Below are 15129 nucleotides of genomic sequence, written 5' to 3' on the forward strand. Positions count from 1 at the left end.
ACGGGAGGGCGCCGGTCAGCCATGGCCGGCCCCCTCGGCCGCCGGGTCGCCGTGCGGCGCCGCCGCGTCCAGCAGGGCCCGCAGCCGGCGCAGCCCGCGGGCGGTGCGCGACTTGACCGTCCCCCGGGCCACGCCGAGCACGGTCGCGGTCTGCGCCTCGTCCAGGTCGAGCAGGAACCGGCAGACCAGCACCCGGCGCTGGTCGTCCGGCAGCGCGTGCAGCCGCAGCCAGAGTGCGGCGAGGCGGTCGGCCGAGACGGCGAGCTCCGCGGGGTCGACGGCCGCGCCCGACCCGGGCAGCAGCCCGTCGGGCACGGCGGCGGGCGAGCCCTCCCGCGCGACCCGGCGGCGGTGGGCGCGCTGGGCGTTGCGCGTCTCGTTGGCCACGATCCGCAGCAGCCACGGCCGGAAGTCGGCGCCTTCGCGGAAGCCGCCCAGGGCCCGGTAGGCCTTCACGAACGCCTCCTGGACCACGTCGTCGGCCTCCTCCCCGGCGCCGAGCAGCACGGCGGTGCGCCGCGCACCCGCCGCGTACCGGCGCACCAACGCGGCGAACGCGTCGCGCTCGCCGCCGCGGACCCTGGCCAGCAGACCGGCGTCGGTCGGCTCCGGGTCGGGATCGTGCGGTTCGGGGATCTCCACCTCGCAGGGGCGCCGGGCGCGGCCGATCGACCGCGCGACACGGTTCCTACACCGCGGGCGGCCGCCGGGTTCCCACCGATCAGCCGGGGCCGGGGCGCGGGCGGCCCCAGGCCATCGCGAAGCAGGCCGGGATCGGCGGGGCGGCGCGGCCGGCGTGGGCGCGCCGGTACTCGGTGGGCGAAGTGCCGACCAGCGCGTTGAACCGGGAGCTGAACGAGCCGAGGCTGCTGAAGCCCACCCGCAGGCAGACCTCGGTGACGCTCAGCTCGCCCGAGCGCAGCAGGTCCTGGGCGCGCTCGATGCGCCGGCGGGTGAGGTAGCGGCCCGGGGTCTCGCCGTAGGCCGCGGCGAAGGCGCGGGCGAAGTGGTAGCGGGAGAAGCCGGCCGCGCGGGCCATGGCGTCGAGGTCGAGCGGCTCGGCGAAGCGCCGGTCGATGAGGTCCCGCGCCCGCCGCAGGTGGAACACCGCGGGCACGACCGGTGCGGTCATGGCCCCATCCTGGCCTGTCCCCCCGACAGTCGGGCACCGTACGGTCGGAAGCCGTGGACCAGGGCACCGCTGGGCAGACCGTCGCCGGGCAGACCGTCGCCGGGCAGTCCGTCGCCGTGCAGACCGTCGCCGTGCAGATCGTCGCGCTGCTGGTGGCGCCGATCCACGCCTACGAGGGCCGCCCGCAGGACGGGCCGCGCCCCGACCCGGAACCACCGGGGCGCACCTCGGTGACCGTGCGGGCCGGCCGCGGGCTGATCGGCGACCGCTTCAGCGGCCACGCCGCGCACCGCCGGGCGGCGGTCACCGTGCTCGACGCCGACGCCCTCGACGAGGTCGCCGCCGAGATCGGCGCCGCCGGCCCCCTCGACCCGTTGCTCACCCGGCGCAACATCGTCCTGCGCGGCTTCCCCGTCGACGCCCTGGCCATCCGGCGCGCCGCGGACGGCACGAGGACCGCGGGTGCCGTGTTCAGCCTCGACTCCGGGGACGGCCCGGTGCGCTTCCGCGCCCACCACCCGGCCAGTCCGTGCCGGTGGATGGACGTGCAGCTGGGGCCGGGCGCGTGGAAGGCGATGCGCGGCCGCGGCGGCGTGCGCTGCGAGCCGCTCGACGACGGCGTCCTGCGCCTGGGCCCGGCCGTGCTGCGGGTGCTGGACCAGAGCGCGGACCGGGACTCCGCGGATCGGGACCCCACGGATCGGTCCGCGGATCAGTGCGCGGCGTCGTCCCAGCTGCGGCCGTAGCCGACCGAGACCTCCAGCGGCACGCTCAGCTCCGCCGCCCCGGCCATCTCCCGGCGGACCAGCGCCTCGACCGCCTCGCGCTCGCCGTCGGCGACCTCCAGGACCAGCTCGTCGTGCACCTGCAGCAGCATCCGGCTGCGCAGCCCCTCGGCCACCAGGGCGCGGTGCACGTTGAGCATCGCGACCTTGATGATGTCGGCCGCGCTGCCCTGGATCGGCGCGTTGAGCGCCATCCGCTCGGCCATCTCGCGGCGCTGGCGGTTGTCGCTGGTGAGGTCGGGCAGGTAGCGGCGCCGGCCCATGATGGTGGCCGTGTAGCCCTCCTTGCGGGCGACGTCGACCACGCTGCGCAGGTAGTCGCGCACGCCGCCGAAGCCCTCGAAGTAGCCGTCCATCAGGCCCTTGGCCTCGTCGGTGGAGATCCGCAGCTGGTTGGACAGGCCGAACGCGGACAGCCCGTAGGCCAGCCCGTAGTTCATCGCCTTGATCTTGGCCCGCTGCTCCTGGCTGACCTGGGTGGCCTCGACGCCGAACACCCGCGCGGCCGTCTCGGCGTGGAAGTCGTGACGGGAGCGGAACGCCTCGATGAGCGCATCGTCGCCGGACAGGTGGGCCATGATCCGCATCTCGATCTGGCTGTAGTCGGCGGTCATCAGCTCGGCGTAGGCGGTGCCGTCGGCCGCCCTGCCGACCACGAACGTCTCGCGGATGCGCCGCCCCGCGGCCGTGCGGATCGGCACGTTCTGCAGGTTGGGCTCGGTGGAGCTGAGCCGGCCGGTGGCCGCGATCGTCTGGCTGTAGGTGGTGTGGATGCGCCCGTCGTCGGCGACGGACTTCAGCAGGCCCTCGACGGTGACCTTGAGCCGGGTGGCGTCGCGGTGGACCAGCAGGTGCGAGAGGAACTCGTGGCCGGTCTGCTCGAAGAGCGTCTGCAGGGCGTCGGCGTCGGTCGTGTAGCCCGTCTTCGTGCGCTTGGTCTTGGGCATCTGCAGCTCGTCGAACAGCACGACCTGCAGCTGCTTCGGGGATCCCAGGTTGATCTCCTTGCCGATCACCCGGTACGCGTCCTGCGCGGCCTGCTTGACCTGGGCGGCGAACTCCGACTCCAGCGCCGCGAGCGCCTCGCCGTCGACCGCGATGCCGGCGGCCTCCAGGTCGGCCAGCACGTACTCCAGCGGCAGCTCCAGCCCGGCCAGCAGCTCGCTGCCGCCCTTCTGGGCCAGCTCGCCGTCGAGCACGTCGGCCAGCTCGGCCACCGCCGACGCGGCCGCCATGGCGGCGTTGGCCCGGGCGGCGTCGGCCTCGTCCTCGCCGCTCAGGCCGTCCTCGCCGCCGATCAGCGAGAGCTGGCCGCCCTCGGGCTCGCCGTCGACCCGCAGCTCGCGGCGCAGGTGGCGCAGGGCGAGGTCGGCCAGGTCGAAGCTGCGCTGCCCCGGGCGGGACAGGTACGCGGCCAGGGCCGTGTCGCTGGTGAGCCCGACCAGCGTCCAGCCGCGCCCGCGCAGCGCGTGCAGGGCCGACTTGGCGTCGTGGGCGGCCTTGGGCACCGCGGGGTCGGCGAGCCACTCGCCCACCGCGGCCTCGTCGTCCGGGGTGAGCACGGCCAGGTCGAGGTAGGCGGCCTGGGGCACACCGGCGGTAGCGCCCGCGGCGCGGGCCTCCAGCGTGGGCTCGCCCGCCGCGATCGCGACGCCGGCCAGGTCGGCGCCCGCGGCGCCGCCGGTGATGCCGTGGAAGGCCAGCCCGACCCGGCGCCCGTCGCGGGCGTTCGCGTCGAGCCAGGCCCGGACCCCGCCGGCGGCCAGCGCCGCGCCCTGGACCTCGATGCCGCCCTCGGCCTCCGGTTCGGCGCTCTGCAGGGTGGCGAACAGCCGCTCGCGCAGCACGCGGAACTCCAGCTCGTCGAACAGCCGGTGCACCGCCTCGCGGTCCCACGGGCGCACGGCCAGCTCGGCCGGGTGCGCGTCGAGCGCGACGTCGCGGACGAGCTCGGTGAGCTGGCGGTTGAGCAGGACGTTGGCCAGGTTGGCGCGCAGCGCGTCGCCCGCCTTGCCCTTGACCTCGTCGACCCGGTCGGTGAGCTCGGCGAGGGAGCCGAACTCGCGGACCCACTTGGCCGCCGTCTTCTCCCCCACGCCCGGGATGCTGGGCAGGTTGTCGCTGGGGTCGCCGCGCAGGGCGGCGAAGTCGGGGTACTGGGCGGGGGTGAGGCCGTAGCGGGTCATCACCTCGGCCGGGTCGATGCGGCCGAGGTCGGACACCCCGCGCTTCGGGTACAGCACCGTGACGTTGTCGCTGACCAGCTGGAACGCGTCGCGGTCCCCGGTGGTGATGAGGACCTGGAAGCCGTCGGCCTCGGCCTGGGTGGTGAGGGTGGCGATGAGGTCGTCGGCCTCGTAGTTCTCGACCGAGAACTCCGGGATCGCCAGCGCCCGCAGCACCTCCTTGATCAGGTCGACCTGGCCGCGGAAGTCGTCCGGGGTGGAGGTGCGGTTGGCCTTGTAGTCGGAGTAGCGCTCGGAGCGGAACGTCTTGCGGGAGACGTCGAAGCACACCGCGAGGTGGGTGGGCGCCTCGTCGCGCAGCAGGTTGATCAGCATCGAGGTGAAGCCGTAGACCGCGTTGGTGGTCTGGCCCGTGCCGGTGCGGAAGTTCTCGGCGGGCAGGGCGAAGAAGGCGCGGTAGGCCAGCGAGTGCCCGTCGAGCAGCAGCAGGCGGCGCCCGGTGGAGGGGACCGCGGGCTCGGCCGCCGTGACGGCGGCCTTCTTCGGGGCTGCTGGCTTGCGGGTACGGGTGGCGGGGCTCACGCGGGCGAGTCTAGGACCGGGGCCCGACAGTCCCCTCCCGGTCCCGGACGGGGACGGCCTTTAGTGTCCCCCCGCCGGAAGTTCGGCGGGTATATCGGTGGATCCAGGTTTCTCTGCTGGGCACGCCGGGGGCCGGCCCTCGTACCGGGCGTACTCGGGCCGGTCCCCGGTGTGGTCAGCGGGAAGCTGGGCCGCCGAGATAGTTGGTGAACTTCCGGCGGGGGGCACTAGCACGTGCGGAACCGGGGCGGGTGTACCAGACGTTGTGCAACGGGGGCGGATCCGTGCGCTGATCGGACTTGACAGACAAGCCGGGCGGTGCCGATATGCTCGCCCCCGGATCAGCTCGACCCCGGGGGGAACGAGCCCCCCACCTACAGATTCGGAGCAGTACGTGAGCGTCAGCCTGACCAAGGGTGGGAACGTCAGCCTCACGAAGGAGGCCCCCGGTCTCACGAACGTCATCGTGGGGCTCGGCTGGGACGTGCGTTCGACGACCGGTACGGACTTCGACCTGGACGCGTCCGCGATCGCCGTGGGCACCGACGGCAAGGTCCTTTCCGACAAGCACTTCATCTTCTTCAACAACCTCACCAGCCCCGACGGCACCATCGAGCACACCGGCGACAACCTCACCGGTGAGGGCGAGGGCGACGACGAGCAGGTCAAGGTCAACCTGGCCGGGCTGCCCCCGGAGGTCGACAAGGTCGTCTTCCCGGTCAGCATCTACGACGCCGACGGCCGCTCGCAGAGCTTCGGCCAGGTCCGCAACGCCTTCATCCGGGTGATCAACGCCGCGGGCGAGGCCGAGATCGCGCGCTACGACCTGTCCGAGGACGCCTCCACCGAGACCGCCATGGTCTTCGGCGAGCTGTACCGCAACGGCGCCGACTGGAAGTTCCGGGCCGTCGGCCAGGGCTACGCCTCCGGCCTCGCGGGCATCGCCCGCGACTTCGGCGTCAACGTCTGAGGGGCACGGCGGTGGCCATCGACTACAGCAAGCGGCCGTCCTCCGGCAGCGGCGCGCAGGACGGCGGCGCGCAGGGCGGTGCCGGCGGGGGCGGGGTGTCCCTGTCGAAGGTCACCCTGACCAAGGCCTCGCCCTCGGTCTCGCTGACCAAGCGCGGCGCCACCGGCGGCCAACTGCGGGTCAACCTGCAGTGGAGCACCGGTGCCGCGCCGCAGAAGAAGGGCCTGTTCGGCCGGCTGACCGGCGGCGGCGGAGGCATCGACCTCGACCTGGCCTGCCTGTGGGAGTTCAGCGACGGCAGCAAGGGCGTCGTGCAGGCACTGGGCAACGCGTTCCAGGCGCCCTACCACGGCGCGCCGATCATCCGGCTCGACGGCGACGACCGCTCGGGGTCGGCGGCGGCCGGCGAGAACATGTTCATCGACCTGTCCCGGGTCAACGAGATCCGCCGGATCCTCGTGTTCGCCTTCATCTACGAGGGCGTGCCGAACTGGGCCAGCGCCGACGGCGTGGTCACGCTCTACCCCGCGCAGGGCCCGGAGATCGAGGTCCGCCTCGACGAGGCCGACACCGGCGCGCCGACGTGCGTCATCGCGCTGCTGGAGAACCAGGGCGGCGAGCTCACCGTGCGCCGCGAGGTGCGCTACATCCGCGGTGGCCAAGCCGACGTTGACCGGGCATACGGCTGGGGCATGAACTGGACCCCCGGCCGCAAGTGACCGGCTGACAAGTACGACAAGTACTCGGACGCGCCGGGGCGGCGGTGTCCTCCCGGGAGGGGCCTCGATCGTGCGGCACTTCAGCTACCTCGGCGCGTCCGACATGGCCTCGCTCTTCGAGGCGCCACCGGAGCGGTTCGACCGCGCCAGCGGCACGGACCTGCTCTCGGTGGCCCTCGGGGCCACGCTGTACATGCCGGCCGACCGGCCGGCGCTGGCGAAGGACGTCGCCAAGCAGGCCGCCGCCGGGGTCACCTCGGTGACGGTGTGCCTGGAGGACTCGATCCCCGACGACGTGGTGCCCGCGGCGGTGGAGAACCTGGTCTCCGCGCTGCGGACGCTGCACGAGGACGCCGCCGCGGACCTGCCGCTGCTGTTCGTGCGCGTGCGCGAGCCCGCCCAGATCCCGCACGTCGTCGAGCGCCTCGGCGCCGCCGTCGCGGTGCTCACCGGCTTCGTGCTGCCGAAGTTCACCGCGGCCAGCGGCACCGAGTACCTGCACGCGCTCGACGTCGCCGACCGGATCAGCGGGTCCGAGCTGCTGGCCATGCCGGTGATCGAGTCCGGGGCGGTGCTCTACGCCGAGACCCGGGTCGACGAGCTCACCCGGCTGCGCGCGCTGCTGCACCGCGACCGCAGGCGCATCCTGGCGGTCCGCCTGGGCGCCACCGACCTGTGCGCGCTGTTCGGCCTGCGCCGCTCCCCCGACCTGTCGATCTACGACGTGAAGGTCATCAGCAGCCTGATCTCCGACGTGGTCAACGTGCTCGGCCGGGCCGACGGCAGCGGCTTCACCGTCACCGGGCCGGTGTGGGAGTACTACGGCGGCGCCGAACGCATCCTCAAGCCGCTGCTGCGCCAGAGCCCGTTCGACGCCCACGGCGAGCGGGAGCTGCGCGGGCAGCTGGTCTCGCGGGCCATCGACGGCCTCATCCGCGAGGTCCAGCTCGACGCGGCCAACGGCCTGCAGGGCAAGACCTGCATCCACCCCAGCCACGTGGCCGTGGTCAACGCGCTGTCGGTGGTGACGGCGGAGGACCACCGCGACGCCGCCGACGTGCTGAGCATCTCCCACGCCGGGGGCGTGCGGGCCTCCGGGCTGCGCAACAAGATGAACGAGGCCCGCCCGCACACGGCGTGGGCCCGGCGCACGATGCTGCGGGCGAGGGTGTTCGGCGTCGCCGCCGAGAACGTCTCGTTCGTGGACCTGCTGGCCGCTAGCCTGCCCCGGTGATCGCTGTCGCGGATACGGGATCGATCGTCGACCGCCTCGGGGTCCGCCTCGAGCCGGTGTCCGGGGCCGACGCCACCGCGCTGCTCGGCGTCGCGCTGCGCCGCAACCCGCTGCGCGCCCACCTGCTGGTGTCGCGGGTGCTCGGCAAGCACATCCCCTCCGACCCGCGGGCGGTGCGCGCCGCCGGGCTGCTGCTCGGGCTGCTGGTCGCGGACGTGCTGGTCGGGCGGCCGCAGCGGGAGCTGCCGACCGGGCTGCTGCACGCCGCCGCGCGCGGCGACCGGGCCGCGGCCGCCGACCTGCACGCCCCGCTCGCCCCGGAGGGCCCCACCGACGCGCTGGTCCTGGGGTTCGCCGAGACGGCCACCGCGCTCGGGCACTGCGTCGCCGAGGCGCTCACCGCCGATTACCTGCACTCCACCCGGCGCGAGGTGCCCGGGATGGTCCCGGCGGGCGGCTTCGTCGAGGAGCACTCGCACGCCACCTCGCACACCCTGCTGCCGGCCGACCCCGGGCTCCTGCGGGGCGGGCGGCCGCTGGTCCTGGTCGACGACGAGCTGAGCACCGGGCGCACGGCGCTGAACACGATCACCGCGCTGCACCGCGTGGCACCGCGCGAGCGCTACGTGCTGGCGGCGCTGGTCGACGCCCGCCCACCCGACACCGACCTGGTCGAGGCCGTCGCCGCGCTGGGCGCGCGGCTCGACGTCGTCTCGCTGGCCAGGGCGCGCGTCGAGCTGCCGGCCGACGTGATCGCGCGGGCGGCGGCGCTGCGCAGCGAGATCGACCGCCGGGCCGAGCTGCCCACCCGCGGCGGCGTGCCCGCCGAGCAGCGCCGCGGTGGCACCCCACCGCGGCTGGAGGTGCGGGCGCTGGGCTGGCCCGCGGGGCTGCCCGTCGGCGGGCGGCACGGCTTCACCGGCGCCGACCACGCCGCGTTCGCGGCCGCGCTCACCGAGGTGGCCGTGCCCGGGCTGGACGCCGACCCGGCGGAGCGCACGCTCGTGCTGGGCACCGAGGAGCTGATGCAGCTGCCGCTGCGGCTGGCCCAGGCGCTGGCCGACGCGGCCGGTCCGGACGCGCCCGGCGTCGCGTTCTCCACCAGCACCCGCTCGCCCGCCGTCGTCGTCGACGAGCCCGACTACGCGCTGCGCAGCGGGCTGGTGTTCGCCGCCCACGACGACCCCGCCGACGGGCCGGGGCGCCGCTACGCCTACAACATCGCGACCGGCGGCCCCGACGGGGTGCCGCTGGACGGACCGGCGTGGGACCGGATCGTCGTGGTCGTCGACCCGCCGGCCGACACCCCGGCGCTGCGCTCGGGCCTGCTGCGGGCGCTGGCCCCGCACACCCGCCGCACGACCCTGCTGGTGACGCCGTGAACGCGGTGCCCGGTCCACTGCCCGGACCACTGCGCGGTCCGGCGTTCGGCAGCTACCGGCCCGACGAGGTCGCCTGGCTGCTCACCGACCTGTCCGGGGTGGCGCTGGAGGCGCCGGTCGAGGAGCGGGAGGAGGCGGTGCAGAGCGGCGGGGCGCACTACGCCGAGTCGCTGCCCCAGGAGTACCAGCCCGACCCGGACTACATGCGCCTCTACCGGTCCGCGCTGGACGCGTCGGCGGCCCGGATGGCCCGCGCGGTCGGCACGGTCGCCGAGCTGGTGCTGCGCGAGCGCGGCGGCAGCGCGCCCGACGAGCTGGTGCTGGTGTCGCTGGCCAGGGCGGGCACGCCGGTCGGCGTCCTGCTGCGCCGCTGGGCGGCCGCGCGCCACGGCCTCGACCTCCCCCACTACGCGGTCTCCATCGTGCGCGGGCGGGGCATCGACGAGGTCGCGCTGCGCTACCTCGCCGAGCACCACGACCCCGCGAAGGTGGTCTTCGTCGACGGCTGGACCGGCAAGGGCGCGATCACCGGCGAGCTGGCGACCGCGCTCGCCGCGCACGGCGGCGGGTTCGACCCCGACCTGGCCGTGCTGGCCGACCCGGGCCGCTGCGTGCGCACGTTCGGCACCCGCCAGGACTGGCTCATCCCCTCGGCCTGCCTGAACTCGACGGTGTCCGGGCTGGTCTCGCGCACCGTGCTCAACCCCGCGATCCTGCGCCCCGGGCAGTTCCACGGCGCCAAGTTCTACGCCGAGCTCGCCGGCGCGGACGTCTCCAACGACTTCCTCGACACCGTCACCGGCCACTTCGCCGACGTCACCGGGGCCGACACGGCCGAGCCGGGCGAGCGCGAGCCCGACCACGCCGGCATGGCCGCGGCGCTGCGCCTGGTGGAGGACTACGACCTGGGTCAGGCCAACCTGGTCAAGCCCGGGGTCGGGGAGACCACCCGGGTGCTGCTGCGCCGGGTGCCGTGGCGGGTGCTGGTCTCCCCGGGCGCGCCGGAGGCCGACCTGGCCCACGTGCTGCTGCTGGCGCAGCGCCGCGGGGTGCCGGTGGAGGAGGTCGAGGGGCTGCCCTACAGCTGCGTGGGGCTCATCCACCCCCGCTACACGCGGGGGGCGACCGGCGCCGACGGGCGCGCCGCGGTGGGCGGTTCGGCCGGGTGAGCGGGCCCGTCGTCTTCCTCGACCTGGACCGCACCACGATCTACTCCGCGGCCGCGCTCGCGCTGGACGTGCCCGACCACGCCGCGCCCCGCCTGCTGTGCGTCGAGGTCTACCGGGGTGCGCCGCTGTCGTTCATGACCGAGGCCGCGGTGACCGCGTTCGAGGAGCTGCTGGCCGTCGCGACGGTCGTCCCGACCACGACGCGCACCGTCGAGCAGCTGGCCAGGGTGCACCTGCCCGGCCCGCCCTCCCGCTACGCCGTCGCCAGCAACGGCGGCGACCTGCTGGTCGACGGCGTGCCCGACCCGGCGTGGGCCCACGCGGTGCGCGAGCGCCTTGCGGACTGCGCGCCGCTGGAGGAGGTCGCCGCGCACGTCGCGGCGGTCTCCGCGGACTTCGTCCGCAACCGGCGCACGGCGTCGGGGCTGTTCGTCTACGCCGTCGTCGACCGCGACGCGCTGCCGGTCGACTGGGTGCCCGAGCTGGCGGCGTGGTGCGCGCCGCGGGGCTGGGCGGTGTCGCTGCAGGGCCGCAAGGTCTACGCGGTGCCCCGGCCGCTGACCAAGTCGGCCGCGGCCGCCGAGGTGCTGGCCCGCACCGGCGGCAGCGCCTCGGCGGCCGCGGGCGACTCCCTGCTCGACGCCGACCTGCTGCGCGCCGCCGACATCGCGGTGCGGCCGGCGCACGGCGAGCTGCACGACGCCGGCTTCGCGCTCGGGCACCTGCACGTGACGGCCGCCCGCGGCGGCGCGGCGGGGGCCGAGCTGCTCGGCTGGCTCCGCGACCGGGCGCGCGACCACGTGGCCGCCGTCGCCGCCACCCCGGCTTCTGGCAGGCTGTGAACCACCCCGCGAGGAAGGACGTCAATGGCTCTGTGGGACACGCTCAGGTCTCGCATCACCGACATGTCGAGCAACGTCAAGACGCAGGTCGGCAAGTTCAAGACCAAGGAGTTCGCCAACGCCAGCATGGCGATGTGCGCGCTGATCGCCGCCGCTGACGGCAAGATCGACCCGGAGGAGCGCGCCAAGACCGCGGGCTTCATCGCCAGCAACGACGCGCTGTCGGTCTTCAACGTCGGCGAGTTGCAGGAGAAGTTCAACTGGTACGCCAGCAAGCTGGAGTCGGACTACGCGTTCGGCAAGGTCGAGGCGATCGCGACCATCGGCAAGCTGAAGTCCAAGCCGGACGCCGCCCGCGCGGTGATCCAGGTCGGGATCATCATCGGCGGCGCCGACGGCAACTTCGACGCCGACGAGAAGCAGGCCGTGCGCGAGGCCTGCAACGCGGTCGGCATCGCGCCGTCCGAGTTCGACCTGTGAGGCACCGGCCCAGCTGAGACGCGCGTTCGAAGGCCCGGCAGCGCTGCTGCCGGGCCTTCGGGATGCTGGTCAGTTTCAGTGAACGAGCATCCAGATGAGCGTTGCCAGGACGATGAGGCCGATCAGTCTCCAGTAGTATTCGGCCGGCCCTGTCAGTGCGGTCTCCACGATCCTCCGTAGCCACGCCCGATCGGTCGGGCTGATGCTGGCGCCGGGATCAGTTGGGGTATGGTCGCGGTCGTCGGGGATCATTGTTCCTCCTGCTCGGAGCGAGCCGATGGCCGACGACTCTGACGGGGCGCCCCTGCACGGGCGCCTCGTCGTCGTCCAACCACCAGCGAAGACAGTCGCGAGGTGGTGCGCAGTGCTACGTCTGTACGGCTCCCTCCTGCGATGTGGTCAGTCCGTGGTGGCCGTTCTCAGCTCACCACGAAGCTCGCGTACCGCCGTTGGGCTGATCGAATGCGGGTCCGTCGATCTTTAGGGCCAGACCCGAGTTGATCTGGGTAGCCGGGCCGCAGCCAATCCCTCGGCTGCGACACCGGCACCCAGCAACGTCATGCGCTTCACCTACAGGTGCGGCCCGACGGCCGGCACCAGGTCCTGCACGGTCCGGCCGCTGGCGATGGCCCCGATCGCGGTCATCGTCCAGCCCGACCCGCCGCGGCTGACCTTGGCCATGATCTGGGCGTTGTGCCGCCCGGACCCGCTCAGGTCGTAGCGGGCCAGCTCGTCGTTGGTCGTCTCGTCGACGAGCCGGCAGAACGCGTTCTCGATCTGGGAGAAGTCCTGGCCGGTGAACGAGTTCACGGTGAACACGATCTGGGTGACCGCCTGCGGCACCCTGGTCAGGTCGACGAGGATGGACTCGTCGTCGCCCTCGCCGTCGCCGGTGAGGTTGTCGCCGGTGTGCTGCACCGACCCGTCGCCGCTGCGCAGCTGGCGGAACCACACCGCGTCGACGAGGTTGCCGCCGGCGTCGAACAACAGCGCCGAGGCGTCCAGGTCGATCGACTGCGACTTCGTGCCGCCGAACAGGCCGCGCTTCTTGACCGCGTCCCAGCCCAGCCCCATCCGCACGACGGTCAGACCGCCACCGCCGCGCTTGGTCAGCGAGACCTGCTGACCCTTGCTCAGGTTCACACCCATCCGTACCCCCCTGTCGGGCGCCCGTCGTCGGACGCCGTTCGTGTCGGACGCTTTCGTGTCAGACGCTGTGGTGGTGCTCGGCCTTCTCGGCGGCGAGCTGGTCGGCGGTCTTGTGGGTGTCGATGCCCTCGGCCGCGAGCCTGCGGTTGCGCACGATGCTGGACAGGAACGCCGCGCCGATGAACGCCACCCCGATCAGGCCGGTGAGGATCTCGTTCACGTGGAACCCGATGCCGACCAGCAGGATCACGGCCAACGCGCCGATCGCCCAGTGCGCGCCGTGCTCCAGGTAGACGTAGTCCTGCAGGGTGCCCTTGCGGACCAGGAAGACCGTCAGCGAGCGGACGAACATGGCGCCGATCAGGCCCAGGCCCAGCGCGATCAGGATCGGGTCGGTGGTGATGGCGAACGCGCCGATGACACCGTCGAAGGAGAACGCGGCGTCGAGCACCTCGAGGTAGAGGAACAGGAAGAACCCGGCCTTGCCGGTGGCCTTGGCCAGCTGCGAGGGCCCGCCGTTGCCGCCGCCGTTGCCGCCGCTGTTGGCACTGCTGTTGGCACTGCTGTTGGCACTGCTGTTGGCACTGCCGGCCGCGGCCTCGGCGACCTCGGGCTCGGTGCCCCGCACGGTGCCTTCCGCGATGCCCTGCTCGCCGTCCTCGTCGTCGTCATCGTCGGCGACGCCCTCGAAGAGGTCGCCCAGGCCGTTGACGGCCAGGTAGGTGACCAGGCCGAGCGACCCGGCGACCAGCACGACGGCCGGGTCCTCGGCCAGCGTCTCGGCCAGCACCACGAGCACGATCAACGCGAGCACGATGGCCAGCCGGTTGAGCTGGCCGATGCGCGCCAGCGGGCGCTCCAGCCAGGTGAGCCACCGGATGTCGCGGTCCTCGAAGATCCAGTCGAGGAACAGCATGAACAGGAACATGCCGCCGAACGCCGCGATCTGCGGGTAGGCCTCGTTCAGCAGGTAGGCGTAGCTGGTCGGGTCCTCCGGCGGGCGCTGTTCGAGGGCCAGCGTGAGCGCCTCGATCGGGTTCAGCCCGGCCGTCACCGCCACGATGACCAGCGGGAAGACCAGCCGCATGCCGAACACGGCGATCAGGATGCCGATCGTCAGGAAGATCCTCTGCCAGAACTCGTCCATCCGCTCCAGCACGGTGGCGTTGACCACCGCGTTGTCGAAGGACAGCGAGATCTCCAGGATGCCCAGGATCGCGCAGAGGATGAGCCCCGCGACCCCTCCGTACAGGAACGCCACGACCAGCGACACGATGGTCACGGCGTAGGAGAGGCCGAAAATCCGTAGGTTCATGTGGTCAGGTCCCGTCCCCCGCGCTGTACAGGTGCGTCATTACCCCGCCACCGTAGCGGTGGGCGGATTCGGCCCGCCTCGCGTGCCCCAAAAGCGACATCGCCCCCAAGCCGGCCGGCGCCCTACCACCGAGCAGTCGTATGGCTACGCCTGAACTGCGTACCCCTACTCGTCCGAACGGCCCTCGGGCGAGCGGACGCCGCTGATCGTGGCACTGACCGCGTACACCGGCACCGCACCCGGGGGCGCTCCCCCGTCCTCGATGCTGGTGGCCCTGGTCCGCCCGACGACGCGCCAGCTGTCCGGACCGCTCTGCGCGCGCACCCGGAACTCGGCGTCCGGCGGGCCGGTCCAGCTCACCTCCACCGCGCCGTCGGCCAGCCGCACCGCGCGCACCCCCGCGGGGCGCGAGGCCTCCATCGGCGAGGTGCCCGAGTCGTCTGCCGGACGCGGTGGGGCCTCCTGCGGGGCCGGAGCGGGCGTCGGGGCAGGGGCGGGCGGTGGTGGCCCCGCCTGCGCCGTCGGGGTCAGCACCGGGCCGTCCGAGCGCGTCAGCGGCGACGAGCGACCGGCCTGCAGCGCCGCCACCGCGTAGATCGGCGCCTCGACGCCGGGGGGAGCGCCGCCGTCGTCGAGGGAGGTGCCCGAGACCCGGCCGAGCACCTGCCACGACCCGTCCGGACGCCGGCGGCTGACCTTGTAGACCACGCCCTCGGTCGCCGACGGCCCCCAGAGCACGAGCACGTCGCCGCGGCCGTCGCGGGCCGCGCTCACCCAGGCGGGCGGGGCCACCGGCAGGTCGGCCAGCGCGGCCGTGGCGCCCGGGTGGCCCGGGCAGCGCTCCAGCACCGCCACCAGCGCCGCGGCCCGCTCGGCCTCCGGGCCCGCCAGGGCCGCCGCGACCTCGCCGTCGGCACGCTCGATCTCGGCGCGGGCGGTGGCCAGCAGATCGCCGGGGTCGTGCACGTCGGCGGCGACGCGTTCGAGGTGTTCCAGGTGCTCCACGGCGTCGACGAACCGGCGGGCCTCGCACGCGCCCACCGCCGCCCGCCAGCGGACCTCGGCCTCGGCCAGCACGGCGGCCACCTCGTCGGCGACGGCGCGCACCGGGGTGGCGCCGTCGGCGCCGGCCAGCCGCTCGGCCTCGCGCACGAGGCGCTGCGCCTCCCCGGCCCGCCCGGAGC

General features: G+C 73.9%; 14 protein-coding genes and 1 pseudogene. 8 read left to right on the forward strand and 7 right to left on the reverse strand.

Features of this window, described 5'->3' with window-relative positions; genetic code table 11:
• Positions 1-15: 15 nt before the first annotated feature.
• Together KIK08_RS31495 and KIK08_RS31500 are read right to left on the reverse strand one after the other, a co-directional pair.
• Positions 16-642, reverse strand: a complete 627-nt coding sequence (locus tag KIK08_RS31495; protein WP_214406956.1) for an RNA polymerase sigma factor — start codon at positions 640-642, stop codon at positions 16-18.
• A gap of 79 nt (positions 643-721) precedes the next feature.
• Positions 722-1132, reverse strand: coding sequence for a helix-turn-helix domain-containing protein (locus tag KIK08_RS31500; protein WP_214406957.1), 411 nt, complete (start codon positions 1130-1132; stop codon positions 722-724).
• 53 nt (positions 1133-1185) lie between these two features.
• On the opposite strand from KIK08_RS31500, the gene KIK08_RS31505 reads away from it, so the two are divergent.
• Positions 1186-1878 (forward strand): MOSC domain-containing protein, encoded by a 693-nt coding sequence (locus KIK08_RS31505; RefSeq protein WP_308258019.1) that lies wholly within the window; start codon positions 1186-1188, stop codon positions 1876-1878.
• Here KIK08_RS31505 and polA read toward each other — a convergent pair.
• A complete protein-coding gene (gene polA, locus KIK08_RS31510; protein WP_250558226.1) occupies positions 1845-4592 on the reverse strand; it encodes a DNA polymerase I in 2748 nt (915 codons plus the stop codon). The two genes, KIK08_RS31505 and polA, sit on opposite strands and share 34 nt — an antisense overlap.
• 487 nt (positions 4593-5079) lie before the next feature.
• Between polA and KIK08_RS31515 the strand changes: the two genes are divergently transcribed.
• The 7 genes from KIK08_RS31515 (at position 5080) to KIK08_RS31545 (ending at position 11481) form a co-directional block, all read left to right on the forward strand.
• Positions 5080-5655 carry a TerD family protein gene (locus KIK08_RS31515; RefSeq protein ID WP_214406959.1) on the forward strand — a complete coding sequence of 192 codons (576 nt, stop codon included), beginning with the start codon at positions 5080-5082 and terminating at the stop codon, positions 5653-5655.
• An 11-nt stretch (positions 5656-5666) separates the two neighbouring features.
• Entirely contained in the window at positions 5667-6374 is a 708-nt protein-coding gene (locus KIK08_RS31520) for a TerD family protein (protein ID WP_214406960.1), read from the forward strand.
• Between the two features lie 70 nt (positions 6375-6444).
• Complete coding sequence (locus tag KIK08_RS31525) at positions 6445-7608, forward strand: HpcH/HpaI aldolase/citrate lyase family protein (RefSeq protein ID WP_214406961.1); 1164 nt, start codon at positions 6445-6447, stop codon at positions 7606-7608.
• Positions 7605-8990: a phosphoribosyltransferase family protein gene (locus KIK08_RS31530; RefSeq protein ID WP_214406962.1), complete on the forward strand. Its 1386-nt coding sequence runs from the start codon at positions 7605-7607 to the stop codon at positions 8988-8990. Before KIK08_RS31525 ends, KIK08_RS31530 begins: the two co-directional genes overlap by 4 nt.
• 5 nt (positions 8991-8995) lie before the next feature.
• Positions 8996-10159 carry a cysteine protease StiP family protein gene (locus KIK08_RS31535; protein ID WP_214406963.1) on the forward strand — a complete coding sequence of 388 codons (1164 nt, stop codon included), beginning with the start codon at positions 8996-8998 and terminating at the stop codon, positions 10157-10159.
• Positions 10156-11001 carry an HAD family hydrolase gene (locus KIK08_RS31540; RefSeq protein WP_214406964.1) on the forward strand — a complete coding sequence of 282 codons (846 nt, stop codon included), beginning with the start codon at positions 10156-10158 and terminating at the stop codon, positions 10999-11001. Before KIK08_RS31535 ends, KIK08_RS31540 begins: the two co-directional genes overlap by 4 nt.
• A 63-nt stretch (positions 11002-11064) precedes the next feature.
• On the forward strand, positions 11065-11481 hold the full coding sequence (locus tag KIK08_RS31545) for a tellurite resistance TerB family protein (protein WP_250558223.1): 417 nt from the start codon (positions 11065-11067) through the stop codon (positions 11479-11481).
• 75 nt (positions 11482-11556) lie between these two features.
• On the opposite strand, the gene KIK08_RS31550 is transcribed toward KIK08_RS31545, so the two are convergent.
• From KIK08_RS31550 to KIK08_RS31565, 4 genes and pseudogenes are all read right to left on the reverse strand, one after another.
• Positions 11557-11733, reverse strand: a complete 177-nt coding sequence (locus KIK08_RS31550; RefSeq protein WP_214406966.1) for a hypothetical protein — start codon at positions 11731-11733, stop codon at positions 11557-11559.
• Positions 11734-12051: 318 nt separating this feature from the next.
• Entirely contained in the window at positions 12052-12630 is a 579-nt protein-coding gene (locus tag KIK08_RS31555; protein WP_214406967.1) for a TerD family protein, read from the reverse strand.
• A gap of 58 nt (positions 12631-12688) precedes the next feature.
• The gene (locus KIK08_RS31560; RefSeq protein ID WP_214406968.1) at positions 12689-13945 is read right to left on the reverse strand and encodes a DUF475 domain-containing protein; all 1257 of its coding nucleotides are present in this window, start codon (positions 13943-13945) and stop codon (positions 12689-12691) included.
• A gap of 165 nt (positions 13946-14110) precedes the next feature.
• A pseudogene (locus KIK08_RS31565) lies at positions 14111-15129 on the reverse strand (hypothetical protein); the annotation flags it as partial.

The organism is Pseudonocardia lacus (assembly GCF_018531445.1).
GTDB classification, from domain to species: Bacteria; Actinomycetota; Actinomycetes; order Mycobacteriales; family Pseudonocardiaceae; genus Pseudonocardia; species Pseudonocardia lacus.